The sequence below is a fragment of the uncultured Nostoc sp. genome (genome assembly GCF_964247315.1).
Classification (GTDB): Bacteria; Cyanobacteriota; Cyanobacteriia; order Cyanobacteriales; family Nostocaceae; genus Nostoc.
Window position 1 is genome coordinate 29,347 of the sequence record NZ_CAXTTT010000031.1, and the last position, 17,562, is coordinate 46,908.

Annotated in this window: 9 protein-coding genes and 2 pseudogenes; 4 read left to right on the plus strand and 7 right to left on the minus strand. The window is 40.8% G+C overall.

Annotated elements, in window-relative coordinates; all coding sequences use genetic code 11:
- Positions 1 to 19 precede the first annotated feature (19 nt).
- Positions 20 to 3,964 carry a filamentous hemagglutinin N-terminal domain-containing protein gene (locus ACFE93_RS11690; protein WP_375473449.1) on the minus strand — a complete coding sequence of 1,315 codons (3,945 nt, stop codon included), beginning with the start codon at positions 3,962 to 3,964 and terminating at the stop codon, positions 20 to 22.
- Positions 3,965 to 4,015: 51 nt separating this feature from the next.
- Positions 4,016 to 5,944 (minus strand): ShlB/FhaC/HecB family hemolysin secretion/activation protein, encoded by a 1,929-nt coding sequence (locus ACFE93_RS11695; RefSeq protein WP_375473450.1) that lies wholly within the window; start codon positions 5,942 to 5,944, stop codon positions 4,016 to 4,018.
- 1,076 nt (positions 5,945 to 7,020) lie between these two features.
- On the opposite strand from ACFE93_RS11695, the pseudogene ACFE93_RS11700 reads away from it, so the two are divergent.
- Positions 7,021 to 7,236: pseudogene (locus ACFE93_RS11700) on the plus strand (IS4 family transposase); the annotation flags it as partial.
- Between the two features lie 242 nt (positions 7,237 to 7,478).
- Here the strand turns inward: ACFE93_RS11700 and ACFE93_RS11705 are convergent.
- The 4 genes from ACFE93_RS11705 to ACFE93_RS11720 form a co-directional block, all read right to left on the minus strand.
- A complete protein-coding gene (locus ACFE93_RS11705; RefSeq protein WP_375473451.1) occupies positions 7,479 to 8,150 on the minus strand; it encodes a hypothetical protein in 672 nt (223 codons plus the stop codon).
- A 423-nt stretch (positions 8,151 to 8,573) separates the two neighbouring features.
- The gene (locus ACFE93_RS11710; protein WP_375473452.1) at positions 8,574 to 9,035 is read right to left on the minus strand and encodes a hypothetical protein; all 462 of its coding nucleotides are present in this window, start codon (positions 9,033 to 9,035) and stop codon (positions 8,574 to 8,576) included.
- Positions 9,036 to 9,062: 27 nt separating this feature from the next.
- Positions 9,063 to 10,901, minus strand: a complete 1,839-nt coding sequence (locus tag ACFE93_RS11715; RefSeq protein ID WP_375473453.1) for an SUMF1/EgtB/PvdO family nonheme iron enzyme — start codon at positions 10,899 to 10,901, stop codon at positions 9,063 to 9,065.
- 429 nt (positions 10,902 to 11,330) lie between these two features.
- Positions 11,331 to 12,140: an ABC transporter permease gene (locus ACFE93_RS11720; RefSeq protein ID WP_375473454.1), complete on the minus strand. Its 810-nt coding sequence runs from the start codon at positions 12,138 to 12,140 to the stop codon at positions 11,331 to 11,333.
- 916 nt (positions 12,141 to 13,056) lie between these two features.
- Between ACFE93_RS11720 and ACFE93_RS11725 the strand changes: the two genes are divergently transcribed.
- On the plus strand, positions 13,057 to 14,142 hold the full coding sequence (locus ACFE93_RS11725; protein ID WP_375473470.1) for a glycosyltransferase family 4 protein: 1,086 nt from the start codon (positions 13,057 to 13,059) through the stop codon (positions 14,140 to 14,142).
- Positions 14,143 to 14,244: 102 nt separating this feature from the next.
- Here the strand turns inward: ACFE93_RS11725 and ACFE93_RS11730 are convergent.
- Positions 14,245 to 15,856, minus strand: a pseudogene (locus tag ACFE93_RS11730) (phospholipase D-like domain-containing protein).
- 217 nt (positions 15,857 to 16,073) lie between these two features.
- On the opposite strand from ACFE93_RS11730, the gene ACFE93_RS11735 reads away from it, so the two are divergent.
- Positions 16,074 to 17,264 (plus strand): cysteine desulfurase family protein, encoded by a 1,191-nt coding sequence (locus tag ACFE93_RS11735; protein WP_375473455.1) that lies wholly within the window; start codon positions 16,074 to 16,076, stop codon positions 17,262 to 17,264.
- A 46-nt stretch (positions 17,265 to 17,310) separates the two neighbouring features.
- Complete coding sequence (locus ACFE93_RS11740; RefSeq protein WP_375473456.1) at positions 17,311 to 17,538, plus strand: hypothetical protein; 228 nt, start codon at positions 17,311 to 17,313, stop codon at positions 17,536 to 17,538.
- Positions 17,539 to 17,562: the final 24 nt, after the last annotated feature.

Below are 17,562 nucleotides of genomic sequence, written 5' to 3' on the forward strand. Positions count from 1 at the left end.
TCATCTTTTTTCCGCCGTCTCATGGTGCAGGACAACTATTTAAATTCTTAGGTAGGCGATGAATTCCAATGACATTGGGATTGTAGGCGGTGAGAACTACTTCACCTTTATTGTTGAATACCCATCCTTGAACTGGCACAATCGGGCTAGGGATTTGGGATTTTGAATTCTGGCTGGAAGAGGTTTTCTGCGGTGGTTTGATATTACTGACGGTTGAGACTGGTTCAACTAAACCAACTTGAGTAGCTTCTTGGCTTAAGTCTTCATTGGGACTAGGAGGCAGTCCACCACGTCCTGCGATCGTGAATTCACTACCAACACCTTTACTACAAGGATTTTGGGCAATTTGGTCATTGGGATCGACAACATTTGCAGGTAATTCCACTAAATTCCGGCTGGGATCAATCACTTGATTGATATTCACGACTCCCGGATTGCCACCAAACTCTGAACTAGCGGTGATGTCATTTAACAAATCTCTGGGCTTGTCCCGAAATTCAATCCCAAAGATACCAGTAGCTGTGATATCAACACGACCACCGTTACCATAAGTTGCATTGGCGGTTATATCACTACCCTTTGGTTTTGAGGGTGGTGCAACTAGAAATTGAGTGTCAATCTTAATGTTCCCGCCAGTACCAATTGCCCCAGGTTGACTTTCAATGCCTGCATTGGTAGTAATTTTGCTGTCGCCTGACATCAGCAATAAATCTGCTACCTTTAGCTCAATATTGCCACCTGTTTCTTTGGCGGTTTCGGCTGAGATCGTTCCTCGATCCAAAGTTAGAGAATTGGCTTGCAAAGATATATCGCCTCCTGTGCCGCTTCCTTTGCTATTCACAGAAAGTTTGGCACCATTTTGAATCAGGACATTTTTAGGGGAGCCAATCACGAAGATATTACCGCCATCACTGGTAGAAGTGTTTTCAGTCTCAGCTAAGACTGCGGTTTCAAAGTCAGACAGAGTAAGGCTGTTTGGTACATTCAGTGTGATATTGCCTGCTTTGGAACCCGCTGAAGTATTAGTGCGGATTTTTCCGGCGCTGGAGAGGTCAATAGTGTCAGCCGTGACATCAATATTACCGGCATTGCCATTGCCGTTAGTATTAGCACTGATGAAAGCTTCATTACTTACCTGCAAGCGAGGAGCTTTGATAGTAATCCCTTCGGAGGTTCCGGTTGCGTCAGTCCCAACTTCACTAGCTATGGCAGAAGGAAAGGAGCGATCGCTCGTACCGTCAACAACTATATTATCAGTAGCTGTGACTCGAATCGAGCCGGAATTGCCCTTCCCTAAAGTACTAGTATTTAGTTCTGCGCCATTGGTAACTCTTAGGATCGGAGCATTGATTTCAATCCCTGCTGACTTGCCCTCAGCAGTATTTGTCACTTGGCTAGTTGCAGCACTGCCATTACCCTGACTAGATTCGCCATCAAAGATTACCTTGTCAGTACCAGTTACTCGGATCAAACCCGAATCCCCTTTTCCAAAAGTCGTAGCACTTAGTTGACCGCCATTGGTTACCCTGACGATATCCCCACTAATATCAATTCCCCCTGAATTGCCCGTAGCAGTATCTGTCACTTGGCTAATTGCAGCACTGCGCTTCCCCTGGTTCGACGACTCGCCATCAAAAACCACCCGCTCCCGACCAGTAATCCGAATCGCTCCAGCGTTTCCTCTTCCTAGCGTACTGGCATCCAAAAGCCCACCATTGGTAATTTCGACGTTACCTGCGTTAATTTCAATTCCCCCGGAGTTGCCTATAACTCCTGGTCTGACTTGGCTGAATGCAGAACTCAAAAAGCCTTCGCTAGATTCCCCATCAAAGACAACGTTTTCACGAGCTGTAATTTTGATGGGGCCTGCATTTCCAGTCCCCAAAGTATTGGCTGTGAGTTGAGCGCCATTGGTCACTGCAACATTACCCGCGTTAATCTCAATTCCGCCGGAGTCGCCCACAGCGTCATTGAATACTTGGCTGATTAAAGTACTCAGAGATTTAGAAGGAGACTCCCCGTCAAACTTGACCTGATCAGTAGCAGTAATTTGGATCTTGCCTGCATTTCCTGTTCCCAAAGTTGTAGCACTCAGTTGAGCGCCATTGAGTATCTCAACACTACCCGCCTTAATCTCTATTCCCCCGGAGTCGCCTACGGCTCCTGATTTGACTTGGCTAAATGCAGAACTCAGGTTTCCGTACAAAGGAGCTTGTCCATCAAAGACGACTTGTTTGTCAGCAGTAATTTGGATTTTGCCTGCATTCCCTCGTCCCAGAGTATTAGCGCTCAATTGAGCGCCATTGGTAACTGCAAAGCTGTCTGCATTAATCTCAATACCGCCCGAATTACCGACGGCGTTTTCTCCCACTAGGCTGAATGCAGAACTTAAGAAACCGAATTTTGATTGTCCATCAAACTTTACTTGATCAGTAGCAGTAATTTGAATCTTGCCAGCGTTCCCCCTTCCTAAATTAGTGGCATTGAGTTGAGAGCCATCCATTACCTCAACACTTCCGGCATTAATTTCGATACCGCCGGAATTGCCGACGGCGTTCTTTTCCACTTGGCTAAGTGCAGTACTGAGTTTGTTGTAACGAGATTCACCATTAAATACCACCTGACCTCTGGCACTAATGCGAATCTTGCCCGAATCTCCTGTTCCTAAGGTACTGCTATCTAGCAAACCACCGTTGGTTACCTCAACGCTACCTGCACTAATCTCGATACCACCGGAATTGCCTTCGGCATTTTCTCTAACTTGGCTCAATAAAGAGCTAAGTTGCTCATTAACAGATTGCCCATCAATAACCGCCTTATCAGTAGCTGTCACTCTAATCGTGCCTGCATTTCCTTTGCCTTTGGTGCTAGCATTCAGTTGAGCGCCATCACTCACCTCAAAAGAACCAGCTTTAATATTGATGTCACCAGAGTTGCCTTGCCCTCCAATCTCTACTTGATTCAATGCTCCACTGCTGGCTCCATTAAAAACTACCCGATCGGTGGCATTAATTTCAATATTTCCCGCCTGAGTTCCAGGTGAACCGAAACGTGGGTCTATTCCAGCTAATAACCGACCTCCTTCTACAATATTTACGTTACGACCGTTAATTGCGATACTACCGCCACCGCTACCCTGAACATTCACCACTGCTTGCTTAGAGAGGGATACATCAGCTCGTTCAACACTATTGGGAAAACTTAGAGAAGCTACTCTTGGGATTCCTTGGGACTCCTGAATATTTAGACCAACTGTTCCCGCACCAGTCAATCCTCCTAACTCAATCCGACCCTCAGGTACCCCCAAGCTCCCACCATCAAGGATGACATTTCCACCTACCAGCGCCAAAGTGTTTGTTCGCGGTAAGTAAAGAACAGCAGATGATTGATTGACAATGCTCGCTGAATTTTCTCTTAAGCGCAATCCTACAGGAATATTTACTGTCAGCAGTGGCGGGGAAAGCGGGTTTGTGGCGCTAAACTCCAATCCATTATCAAACACTAGGCTATCTGCGGTAGAAGTTACAAATGAACCCCCCATATTTAAAAGCGCATTGGGCCCAAAGACAATTCCATTAGGATTAATCAAAAACAGGTTGGCTGGGCCCAAAACCCCTAGAGTTCCTAGAATATTCGAGGCATTACCTCCTGTCACTCTAGTCAAAATATTCGTAATTCCTCCTGGATTTGTAAAATAGGCTTTTGCTCCTTCACCAACGTTAAATTCCTGGAAACTGTGGAATAAATTACTTCCTCGAATTGCTCCCCCATTAATCCGGTCAATAGGACTGCCCTCAAGAGTATCTGGTACTACAACTGAACTTTTATCGCCTAGAGTTCCATCAGGTGTAATTTGTGCTTTTGCCGGACAAGGAGCAATATAAGAGAACAAAGCCAACACAAAATTCACCCCTATAGATAGAAGTAAAGTGTTGAAGAGGAGCGATCGCTTGATGTATTGCATAACTTTTGACTCCTAGACCTTTGTTAATCAGAGATTTCGTGACAAAAATTTTTAGAAAGGATTCGCAACTATTGAGAAATAAATACCGTCTTCCTGCAAAGTCCTGCCTGTGTCTTGAATATCTGTCAATGGAATCCCATAATCAAGACGAGCATTAAGGCGATCGCCCATTTGCCACTGTAAACCCAATCCCAACCCTACTAAGGTATTAGTCAAGGTATTAGTATTTTGGTCTGAATTCCCGGAACTATTCCAACCCACACCAAAATCAATAAACGGCACTACTTGCAAAACTCCTCCGACCTTTTCTACCCGCAGTACTGGTAATTGCACTTCTGCTGATGCTAAAAAGCCGTTATCTGTCAAGAGAACATCCTGTCGATAACCCCGAACACTACGCAGACCGCCCAGCCCAAATTGCTCTAAAGGCACAAGGGCACGGGTTGACAATTGCAGGTCAGAACGGATCACCAGTAAAGTTTGTGGTGCTAAAAGTCGCACGTATTGTCCTTGTCCCCGCCAAGAAAAAAACCGACTATCAGGAGGGTCATTGTTGACGGTAGCATTGAAGATATCTAAACCAAGGTTAAATTGAGAGCGCAGGGCTAAGGCTTGTTGAGAATTACGCTGCTGATATTCTTGGAAGAATTGCAAGGCAGAGATACGGGTTTCTCCTTGTTCGTTAGCACCTGCTGACACTAGGGGAAAACCTTGCAGTTCAGATTTGCTTTCTTGTCGTAACACGGATAGACCCACAGCAAATTCTCTGTTGGGAGATAAGATTAAAGGTTGACGGAAGCCTAACTCGAAATAATTGGCATTACCAATGATATCTATGCGGTCAAAGGGTGGTTCGACAATTTCAACACTCGTCAATCCACCTCTAAGGGTAATTGTGCCATTACGAGGATTAACGGGTATATTGTAGCGCAAGTCAAAGGCGTTGCTACCATCAGTATTGATATATTCCAGATTCAAGGCATCCCCAAAACCGAATAAATTTCCTTCGTTAATGCGGACACCGCGTCGTAAGCTGCCAACACTAGGCGCACGACCATTATCTATAAAAAATTCTGTATTAAAGGAGTCGGCTTCTACTACCTTGACTGTTAGTAAACTTAATTCCGGACGCGACCCAGCAGACAATTCGGCTGATATATTCTGAATTAGAGGGTCAAGTTGCAATAGTTGCAAAGCTGACAGCAAGCGCTTTTGATTTAGGGGTCTAGCTGTGGCAATGGCTAATCGGCTGCGGATGTAGTTCGAGTTCAAGCGTCGTGTACCGGTCACCGCAATTTCTTCTAGTCCTCCTTCAATAATCTGGACTTTGACGACAGATCCCCGTTGAGATAAGGTTTGACCAGCCGGAATCACAGCACCACAATTGATATACCCCGCATCGGTATAGAGTTTGGTGACAGTAGCTTCAACTTGTAGTAATTCTACAAAGGTTAGCGATCGCTTAGTGAATTGGGCAGTAACTTTAGTTAATTTTTCGTCACTAAATGCCGTGTTCCCATCAAACTCGAATTTGCTAACGATGATACTTTCAGGAAGGTTTAAGCCTTCTTTAGAGGAGGGAAATGTTTGAGAAGGAAGTTCAAGGGACGGTTTTGGTTGTGCCTGTGGGATTGGGATTGGCTGTTTTGGTTCTGAGTCGAGAACCTGAGACAAAATTGGGTCTAATGTTAGTTGCTTCAAGTTTGATAAGCCTGTTGTGAATACTGGCATCTGACGAAATTGGTGCTGGCTTGTCAACAGACGAGTTCCTGACAAAGCTAAGTTTTCAATTTCTTCAACGGACTGTCTCTGGCTCTTAATGTTGAAATTTAAACTTGAACTACTAACATTTTCCGCAGGATGAGCTAAGACATCAGCCAAGGCACTACCCTGGTAAAAAGCAAGTAACACTCCTAAAATTCTGATAAATTTTAAAGCTAGTATTAAATTCAAGAAATATGTAGAGCATATTTTAATCATTTTTATGAAAAAGATGACTATTTTTAAATTATTGTGCGACCATCATAGTGAGACAAGCAAAGAACTCTAATTCCCAGCAATTACTCACCTCTTTAACTACTACAGAAAATAGTTTTATCAATAAACTTTAAAACGTGGCAGACCACGTAAAAAACTTCAGCTATTTGCTGCTGAGAAAGGTTACGATTCACTCATAAAAACGTGCTGTCCTACGTAGCGTAAGCGGAGTCTTCGACTTCAAATACCAAAACGGGTATGGAAAACCAAGAAAAATAGAGGTAGACCTATTAAAATCACCGTTCCAAGATTTCCATAGGAACGTTGTTTTGCTTGGTATCAACGCAAATATCGTCGTCTAGCCATTCGTTGGGAACGACAAAAAGTATATTTTGATGCATTCATTGACCTTGCTACTATTTATATCTGGATTAAAAGAATCTTATTAGTGGGATAAATTCATAAACCTACAAAGGCACAGAAATGGATTTCAGAAAATCTTACCATTTCAGCTAGATATTTGATAGGTTTTTTATACTCTGTACAAATAAAAACAAGCTTCTATTTCGTCGAAAATTCCTGGCTAATTCAAAAAATCCCCTACGCTTACGAATAATTAGGGACTTTCAAAGAATAAATTGTCTTAAAAAATTAATTTCTAAGATATCTTTGCTGGTCTAGTGCGGACAACAATGCATCTAGATTTGGGGCTTGAGTAGCAGGCGAACCGAAAACCGGGATAAGCTTAAAAGTTTTATTAGATAAGAATTTTATCAGAACTAAGATCGTTGACGCTCTGCTTATCATCGAGTCACTACTCAACGAGAAAATAAGGGTTTCAGCTTTAAATTACGCTTGTATTACTCATGCAACATCTCTTAATCCGTTTTCTGCGCGAATGCTACTCATGCCCCGGTTTTAGCGTGCAAAATTTTTATTCACTTACTATCATTTTTGGGCAAGTTAGTAAATCACTAAAGCATTCTCTGTAATATTTATTTATAACGTGTCCCAATTTGCAAGTATCTCGGCGGCCACCCCACCGGAACACATTTAATTGTAGATGGCAATGATAATGTCCCTATCGAATTAGAGAACGAGTCAGAGCTAAAAAGTTGTTACGCTCTGTAAGTGTTGGGATGTTGCTGATGTGGGATAGAGGTTTACATTCTTATGCAATGGTACAAGCGACACTAATACAAAAATCTGATTACTTAGGACGAATACCAAAAAACGTGAAATTTCCAGTCCAGCAAGTCTTGTCAGATGGCTCGTATTTGTCCTGGATTGCTCCTGACGTTCCTCACTCAGCACACCTGATAATTCAATACCCTTGGGTTAAGGGTTATTGGTATAAATAATTGGTCTTTCAAGACGCGATAAATCGCGTCTCTACATCTGGGTTTTGTTGCTCATTCTGAACTTTATTGCCTGATAATTGGGTTGTCTCGTTCCTAGTCGGAGCTAAGAACGAGATTTGAAAAGGATTAAGCGTTGGTTGTAGAGCGAACTTTTGGTTGGCTATTGCTTCAAAATATCAGGTGCATTTAATTTTTTGAGTATAAAACCTAGCTGCTAAAAGAGCCGCACCTGCTACTAAAGTTGCCAGTACACTATCAGGTTCAGGGACGGCAGCAACTTGAGCATCAATTTGTGCAGTTCCAGCAAACAAACCTGACAATTCAGGGTGATCTAATACATCAGCAAACTCTGGAGAAATTAACAAATGAACATCAGGGATGGTTAAATTTTGGCCATCAAATGCTACAAGTCCCGGAGTGCTCAAATCAAACAAAATTGTATTTAAAGAAAACGTGTCTTTTAAAACAAGTCCGCTGGCACCTGTGACAGTACGTCCTGGAGCAAAACCGATTGAAAAATCACCAATAGTAATTTGATCGAATGTAATAGTACCAGTATGCTCGATTGTACCTGAGAGCGGAGTAAAACCGCCTTCGTCACTGAACGTGAAATTAGTAAGTGAGTCGATGTTGAAACCAACTAAATAATTGCTAGGAATTGGTGCAACTGTCTGATTAGTGCCTGTCAAAGTTAGCCCAATACTATTAAGAATCTCCTCGTGCTCGCGATCGATGCTGGTGACTCCAGATATCACTTTAAAAGTTGCAGCTTCTACCTGTATGGGTGCTATTGAGATAAAAGCTGCTGTCGTACAACCAAGAATTCCTGCAAACTGAAAAAAACGCATATATATCTCTGATGATCTTCGTAGTTTATTTTATCTAAAAAAACGTGATTTTTTAATATATAAATTCAAAAGTTTTCGCTCAAAAAGTATCCTCAAAACTTAAGATTACGTAAACACACAGTTAATAACAAAATTTAAACCATACAGCTACAAATACAAAGTTTAGTATGTGGTTACAAATAAAAATTACTAGTCAGAATGAAGCGGAAAGTATAAGGTATAAAGCATTAAGGATATAAAATTAAAACAATATAGCTACGTTTAATTATGTCCAATGCCAATTATTTAGGAGCAAATTTCAAAGTCCCTCTCCCAAATTTTGGGCAGGGATTTAGGGTGAGGGTTTTTGATTGATGCAAGAAGTCTAATTAAGTATTTGCAGACTCTAGCTGAGAACCATAGACAGCTGATTTACTTCTTAGTTCACAGACTTGTTCTAATCCACCAGCTTATTTTCTCCAAATTAGGATTTATTTCCTGCCAAAAGCTTGCTGATGAGTCTGTTTCTTTTGTTGCTGCAAATATTTTATATATAGTATCGAAGTTTTTTTGAATCAATTGCTTATCTAGTTTAGGAATATCTAATTTCAGATATTTCAGACGATTGGGTAACTCTACTTTCTCTTTTGTCGGCAAATGGTGAATCCGATCGACTTGCTCTAAAATTTTGTCGATTGATGTAATAACTTCTTGCAGACTAGGCTTTTTAGCTTCTAATTTTAAATCTTTTTCTTCAAAGGCTTCTTCTTGATTACCTAACTTTACTAAGACTATTTTCACGAAGAAAATATTGTAATCTACCTCACTAACTTCACCCACTTGCTGATGATATTTTCCATTTTGATTTATAAGTACTATGTCACCTTTCTCAATTCTGTTGTTCATAATTTATATAGACTTGTAATTAAATTACTAAATAATCTCCTCTACAGAAAATACTACTCTAAAGCCACAAATTCTCAGTCCACCGTCTGACTCATTCCAGCTACGGCTAGCACTGCGACACAGTTCTGGACTGAAACTCCAAGAACCACCGCGTAGCACCCGACGATTTATATCGCCGCCAACTTCCCAAGCTGTTCCATCTAAGGGTGCGTCGTTGTAATTGTTATGCCACGAATCAGCACACCATTCCCAAACTAACCCGTGCATATCGTACAATCCAAAGGCGTTGGCGACTTCAAAACTACCGACGTTTGTTGTTTCTTTACGGAATTTGCTTTTTGGTTCGATAGTGCAGCTGACTAACTCAGGAGTAATGGTTTCGCCAAAATGGAATGAGGTTGTAGTTCCAGCCCGACAAGCATATTCCCATTCAGCTTCGCTCGGTAAACGATAGTCGCGTCCAGTTTTTTCTGATAGCCTGAGACAGAATTCTACAGCTTCATACCAAGATACATTTTCCACTGGTCTATCTAGACCTTTGAATTTCGATGGATGGGGATTTAAAGCTTGTTTGACTTTGGGTAAAGCTGCTACTACTCTCCACTGTGCTTGAGTTACGGGAAATTTCCCTATAAAAAATGGTTCAACGGTAACTTGATGTCGAGGACGTTCGTCAGCATCTCCTTCAAATTCCGGCGAACCCATCATGTAAGTACCACCAGGAATTGATACCATTTCTAATGTGACAGACTTACCTAATTCTTCAGCAAAGAAGTTTGCATTACAGTTGATGCGGTTTACTTCTCTACCACCTGTGTCTACTGTCACTACGTCAAATTCAAAGGTTTCTAATGGGGGTAATGGTACGATTACTTTTTGTGATAGCGACGGTAATATAGGTTGAGGTATCGAAACAATTTTTAAAGCAACAGGTTCAATGTTCAATGTGGCAAACTTCAAATCGTTAATGACTTCTACTGCTGTTTGATACCTTTCACTCGGTAGATGTTTGAGTAATTTATCTAAAATTTTTCCTAATTCGTCGCTGATAGTAATACCTTTTTTTTGTAAACATTCGCGCCACAACCATTTAGCGCTCATGGCATCATAAATAGGGTCATTAATCTGTCCAGAAGCATCCTGCAAAGGCAAACATTGAGTTAAAAGACGCACACAAGTTACGCCCAAAGCATACAAATCACTGCCGTGACAAGCAAATCCAGCCATTTGTTCTGTTGGGGCATAGCCAAGGGTATAAATTACCGTAGCTTGTCTTCCTATACTGGTTTGTGTCACCTGTTTAGCACCGCCAAAGTCAATTAAGACGGGTTTTTTATCACTTGCACGGCGAATGATATTTTCTGGTTTGATATCCCGATGAATGACGTTATGGGTATGAATGAATTCCAGAACTGGCAATAAATCAGCTAAAAGTTCCCAAATTTGTTGTTCGCCATAAATCTGTTGCTGAACTTCTTGTAAGAGAGTTTTTCCTTGAATAAATTCTTGTACGAGATACAAGCTAGTACCTTGTTCAAAATAAGCTAGTAATCTGGGAATTTGAGTATGATTCTCTCCCAGTTCATACAAGCGAAAAGCCTCTTCTTTGAAAAATTCTGCGGCTTTAGTGCGTTGTCCTGTTCCCTGAAACTGCGGGAAAAATTGCTTGATGACGCAAGGGGCGTTTAGTCTATCTACATCTTCTGTAGCATAAGTTCTACTAAATCCACCTTCACCTAAGAGTCTTAATACGCGGTAACGGTTTCTGAGAAGTTTGCCAAAGTTGCTTTGTCCGCAACTCACGCAAAATTTATTGCTATCAGAGTTGAATGGATTTGAGCAATTGGGATTTTGGCAGATTTGCATAATGAGGGGGAAATAGCATCTTCTCCAAAGTTAGCCCCAATATTATCTAATTGAAAACAGTTGTGTAGAGAAGCGAACACGGAAGTTTATTCATGTGTTTAAAACTATCTTTTACACGAGGGCATAAGGATGAATAAATTATATTTATTTATACCAATTCAATTAATGATTGCAACACATACTTGGGTTAAGACGCGATGAATCGCGTCTCTACAAATGGTGTATTTGTCGCATTCTTTTTTACATTTGGTATTACTTATTTATACTATGACGTTGTGTTAGCAGAAAGTGTGGCACATTGCCATAATATTGGAGCGTTAGGCTTGCTGTAATGCACCCTAAATTTTAATATAACTGTTGTTCGCTATCTAAAAAAGTTCACGAAGAACGAAATCACCTACCCATAACTTTTATTGCAAATTGCGACTCTTATTTAAAAGTTTTATTCTCTCCAGAAGCACGAATTAATTCAGCTACAAGTGCAACGATCGCAGATACTGAAATTAACATCACACTCAGAGCATTAATATCAGGTTTAACTCCGGTTCTTATGCGGCTAAAAATTTCCATTGGCAGGGTGTTAGAACCGCTACCAGCAGTAAAACTGGCAATGAGAAAGTCATCTAAGCTCAGGACAAAAGCCAACAGACAACCAGCGATAATCCCAGGCATTAATTGAGGTAACAATACTTTGATAAAAGCTTGGGTTGGTGTCGCGCCTAAATCTAGTGCTGCTTCTTCTAAGTGGGGATCTAAATTAGTTAGTCGGGAAGCAACCACAAGTCCGACATAAGCTAGACAAAACACGATATGGGCTGCAACTATCGTCCACAAACTCAAAGGTATCGCAAAGGCTGCTAGACATACTAGGGTAGCCACTGCGATCGCAATATCGGGAATAATCAATGGTAGGTAAGCAATACCACGATACAATTTTTTTCCAGGAAATTCGTAACGCGCCAACCCAACCGCCATCAAGGTTCCCAGCACTGCGGAAATTGCCACGGCACAACTAGCAACTATCATACTGTTTTGCAAAGCCGATAAGATGCGATCGTCACTGAATAACTTGCGATACCAATCGAAAGTAAATCCTTGCCAAGTTGCACTGTAGGGCGACTGATTGAAGCTATAAAAGCCAAGTACCAGTATGGGCAGGTACATGAACACAAATATCAATAGTGAGAAAACCGCCTGCCATGAGACACGCGGTTTTTTGAGAGATGGAGAGATATTCACGTTTATATATGATTTTTCTTGATAGCAATATAAAATATCATATTTAATCTAAAAAGTCAATGATTTAACTATCTTCTCTCCTTTTTGACTAGCAAAGAATCGAATAGTATCTCAATTAATCATATAAGAGACTTAAGCCCCTTGTTATAAGGTAGGTCAATTTCCACCCTAGAACACCGATTCACTAATCAGAATCATGACGAAAAAACGAGGTTTTGTTGGGTTGCAACAAGGAATATTTGGTTGTAAAAGATGCTAAAACAGACCTTATCAGTCTTGTGTTTTATTAATGAATCGGTGTTCTAGACATCTAGTGAAAAACAGATGTAGCACTGCTATGTTTCTACAAGGGTTTTAGATAACGTATATTTAATTTTTGAAAATGTCTAATAGTTAATTGTTACCTTTAAAAACTTGGATAGAACTTATAAGAAAAATTGCTGCTTTTGATTTCCAACTATCTACTTTACGAAAGTTTATCCTCTGGACGGCTCCAGATTATTCTTGAGAGTACGGAAAGCCGCCTAAAAACTCTCTACACGATTTATTCTTTAATTAACATTTGTAAATTAGATATTCGACAGGCGATAGCAGAGATTTTTCGCAAAATATCAGTATTTAGCTGAGAATATGACGATTCTATGAAATTTATGTTTGTCAGCAAAATCTATATTTAATATTGCACCAAATCACCAAAAAATTAATAACCAGAGTGTATTTACCTCTTTAGGAGTGGGTAATTTCCGTACTAGGATAGACAAAAACTCTAGAAGTAATAGCATAAGATTTAAAAGAAATTGTTAAGTAGTTTAGGATCTGAAGCTACTTAACTCATGCCAAGTGAATCAATTACAAGCACTCAAACAACAGAAATAAAAAACTTCTAATTCAATTTTTATTTTTTAGGAGGTTTATGATGAAAATTGCTCAATTAGCGCCGCTGTGGGAGAGAGTTCCGCCTCCAGCTTATGGTGGCATAGAGTTAGTAGTAGGGTTACTGACCGATGAATTAGTCCGGCGCGGACACGAAGTAACTTTATTTGCATCGGGAGATTCTATTAGTCTGGCAAAACTAACTTCAGTTCATCCCCGCGCTCTCAGACTCGATCCTACTATTAAAGATTACGGTATTTACGAGATGCTGAATCTCGCTTCGCTGTACGAACGTGCAGAAGAGTTTGATATTATTCACTCCCATATCGGATATGGGGCGCTGGCTTACGCAAATTTGGTAAAAACTCCTACGATTCACACGTTGCACGGTATTTTTACCCCTGATAACGAAAAGATGTTTAATTTTGGTAAAAAACAACCCTACGTCAATATCTCTGATGCACAACGAGAACCAAGGTTAGGATTGAACTATGTAGCGACGGTTTACAACGGGATTGATGTCAGCAGTTATGAGTTTCACTCCCAACCAGAAGATCCTCCTTACTTAGCATTTTTAGGTCGGATTTCTCCAGAGAAGGGAGCGCACTTAGCTATAGAAATTGCCAAAGAAACTGGTTGGCATTTAAAAATGGCAGGTAAGATAGATGTTGTTGATGTAGAATACTTTGAGAAGGAAATTAAACCGCACATTGACGGAGAGCAAATTGAGTATCTGGGTGAAGCCAACCATACTCAAAAAAATGCTCTAATGGGTGGTGCAGTAGCAACTTTATTTCCGATTACTTGGCGGGAACCCTTTGGATTGGTGATGGTAGAGTCCATGGCTTCAGGTACGCCAGTCATTGCAATGAAATTGGGGTCTACTGAAGAGGTAATTTCCCACGGCAAGACGGGTTTTCTCTGCAATAATATTCAAGAGTGTATTAGTGCCATTGATCGCGTCATAGAGTTAGACCGCTATGCTTGTCGTCAGTATGTCGAAAACCTTTTCAGCGTTGAACACATGACTGATGGCTATGAGGCAGTTTATCAACAAATAATAGCAGAACGATTTTCTCAGAATGGGCATTTTCGCGGTTTAGTTGATTTAGCTAGCGATCGCTTTTAAATATTGCATTTGTGTAATATTACATCTTTTTAATTAGGTAGAACACAGATTATCGTAGTAGGGTAGCACAGCTGTGCTACCCTAACAAGTTAGGATATTATCCTATTTTTGTACAGTTCTAACACTCACTCTTGAAACTTGTTCTAAGTCTTGTAAAGATATAAATTTTTGCTGTTGACGACTAATAATTATTCGCTGTGTTAATTTTTTAGCCACGCCAGGAAGAGTTGCTAATTCTTCTAAACTTGCGATGTTTATTAGTTATTTTTTGAATTGCTTGTAACTCAGTTGATGAAGAAGTTTTTATTTTAGTACACCGTGTTTGTTCTAATTTAATTTTTTCTTGAATTGCTGGTGGTAAGCCTGGTTTCACTTTGGCATAAAGACGAGCAAATTCTCGCACATAATGGGCAGCAACTATCGGATTTTCAATCACCAAAAGTGTCTCGTCGTTACCATTATTGGCAGCATCTGACCAATTATGAGAACCTGTGATTACAGTTTGGCTATCAATAACACCAAATTTGTGATGCAATAAATCGCCTTTGGGTAACACAGGTACACCTACAGTAGTAATTGGATTTGACCAAAGATGATTGTCAATTTCATATTTACATTTGTTACTCAGAGCAACCCCCATCATATCTAATGCTTCGCTATAAGGACGGTAAGCGAATTGTGGTTCAATTAAAGCGCGAATTTGCACACTTTGTTGATGGCGTTTTTCTAAAATATTGGCAATACGCTGTTCAGAAAGGACAAATAATGCCATGTCAATAGACTTACTTGCTGAATCCAAAGTTTTACCAATTAAACCATTACTACTATCACTCCAAGGTTGAGTTGGAGAAGAAGGCGAAAATTGTATAGTAATTTTGGTATTACCTAAAGTTATTTGTTTAGGTAAACGCAGCGGTTTTTTTAAACCAAATCGACTATCTGGTTGACCTCCCGGCCCGTCTCCCCACATAATGTTAAACTCTTCTGTAAAAAAAGATGCTAATTCTGGGCTGTCAATCTGCAATAAATTATTGGCATTGCCGAAACTGCCGGAATTTGTAAAATCACCAGAAGTATCACTTAATGTAAAATTAGCTGAAGTGATAATTACAAGACGATTGTCCACAATCACAAATTTATGATGCATCAAGCTGCTACCCGCTGAACCATCTGCTCGATCGTCTAACCAGGGAATTTTGGCATTCTGCAAAATCATCAAAGCATCTCTTTGATTAATTTCGGCTGGACTAAGTTGATTATCTTGGTTAATATCGATAAATTTGCGAAATTCGTTGTAACGTTCTTGTTCTCTTTTATCTAACTTACCTATTTCAGTAGATGTTAAGCTACTCCAAGGTCGGCTATAGGTATTTTCTAAAATGATTCTGACTTTTACCCCAGCTTTTTGTCTATCAACCAATGCTTGGGCAACTCTGGGTAAACGTAGTTCTTGCACCGCCACATCTACTGTAGATTTAGCTTGCATAATAGCATCGACAATCTGTTTTTCTAAATCATCCCCAAGGCGAGTTTGCTGACGGTAAGCTTCTTGGTATTCTGAAGACTCAGAATGGTTAAAGTAAACTTGAATTAACGGGTCTTGTGGTAAGGGTGCTGGACGCTGATTATAAGACTGGACTCGTTGACAACCAGCGAGGGAGAATATCAGTAAAAAGATAGATAACAAATATCTTTGTCTAGAGATAAGTTGCACTGTAATCTGTTAAAAGTGGATTGGGAGTGGATAGATTTATCATTCCCAAAATTTTGTGTTCTGAATTAAGTAGAGATATAAGTTTCCAAGTAAAAGGAAAAATCCACTACTAGATGTAAAATTACAGATATTTTTTTTAGGATTTGTCCACTAAAACTGTATATACTGACAAATCCGCAGTCTATCACCAACGTGTGTTTTCACTATTATCGGTTATATGCAAATTTATCTAGATTACAGCGCCACTACTCCGACTCGAAAAGAAGCGATCGCAGTTATGCAAACAATTCTCACTCAACAGTGGGGCAATCCTTCCAGCTTACATGAGTGGGGACAACGGGCGGCAACGGTTGTGGAACAAGCCAGAGTCCAAGTTGCTGGTTTAATTAACGCTGTCGATCCTGAATCGATCGTTTTTACTTCTGGCGGTACTGAGGCAGATAATCTAGCAATTATGGGTGTGGTTCGGTTGTATGCTGTTCCTCAACATATTATTATCTCCAGCGTTGAACATTCCGCAATTTCTGAAACAGTACGGTTGCTAGAAATGTGGGGTTGGGAAGTTACACGTTTGTCTGTAGATATTAAAGGCAGAGTTAACCCCTCAGATTTAAAAGCGGCGTTGCGACATAACACAGCCTTAGTTTCCGTTATTTACGGTCAAAGTGAAGTTGGGACTGTGCAACCGATCGCAGAACTGGGTAAAATTGTGCGATGCCTGCGGCGGGCGGAGCCATCGCATGGGGCTTTGTTCCACACAGATGCAGTACAAGTTGCAGGACGCTTACCCATAGATGTGCAACAACTACCTGTAGACTTACTTAGCCTTTCCAGTCATAAAATATATGGGCCGCAAGGTGCAGGGGCATTGTACGTGCGTCCTGGTGTGGAATTGATGCCTTTACTAGGTGGTGGTGGACAAGAAATGGGACTGCGTTCTGGTACGCAAGCCGTACCCGTAATTGCCGGATTTGGTGTAGCAGCAGAATTAGCAGCGCAAGAATTAGCTACAGAAACACCACGGTTGATTGAATTACGCGATCGCGCTTTTGCCCAATTAGCTGAGATTCCTGGTTTAATTCCTACAGGGGATATTTGCGATCGTTTACCTCACCACGTGAGTATGTGTTTAGAAAACGCCGATGGCAAAAAACTCAGCGGTAAAACCTTGGTACGACAGCTAAACCTTGCTGGTATTGGTATCAGTGCTGGTGCTGCTTGTCACAGTGGTAAACTTAGCCCTAGCCCGATATTGTTAGCGATGGGCTATTCTGAAAAAGCTGCCTTGGGCGGAATTCGTATCACATTGGGGCGTGATACTACCGAAGCTGATATAGATTGGACGGTAATGGTGTTGAAGCAAGTTTTGCAGAGGTTAACACCGGATTTATCTTTAGTTAAGCGTTGATCGCTCATACTAAAATTGAGATACAGCATTTGTCGGAGTGTTTTCTATGTCCCTGCAAGAGCTTAAAGAGCAAGCCCGTCAACTGCCAGTAAGCGATTGCCTTGAACTCGTCCGTGCGATTATTGAATCCTTGCAAGATGTTCCAACCCAATCACCTGAGCGATCGCGCATCATCAAGCAGATGAAAGGTTTATTGAAGACCGACCAGCCAGCGCCGACTGATGAACAAGTGGAGTTCATGCTAGAAGAGCGTCGGGTGGAGAAATATCTTTAATGAGAGTTTTGATTGATACCAACA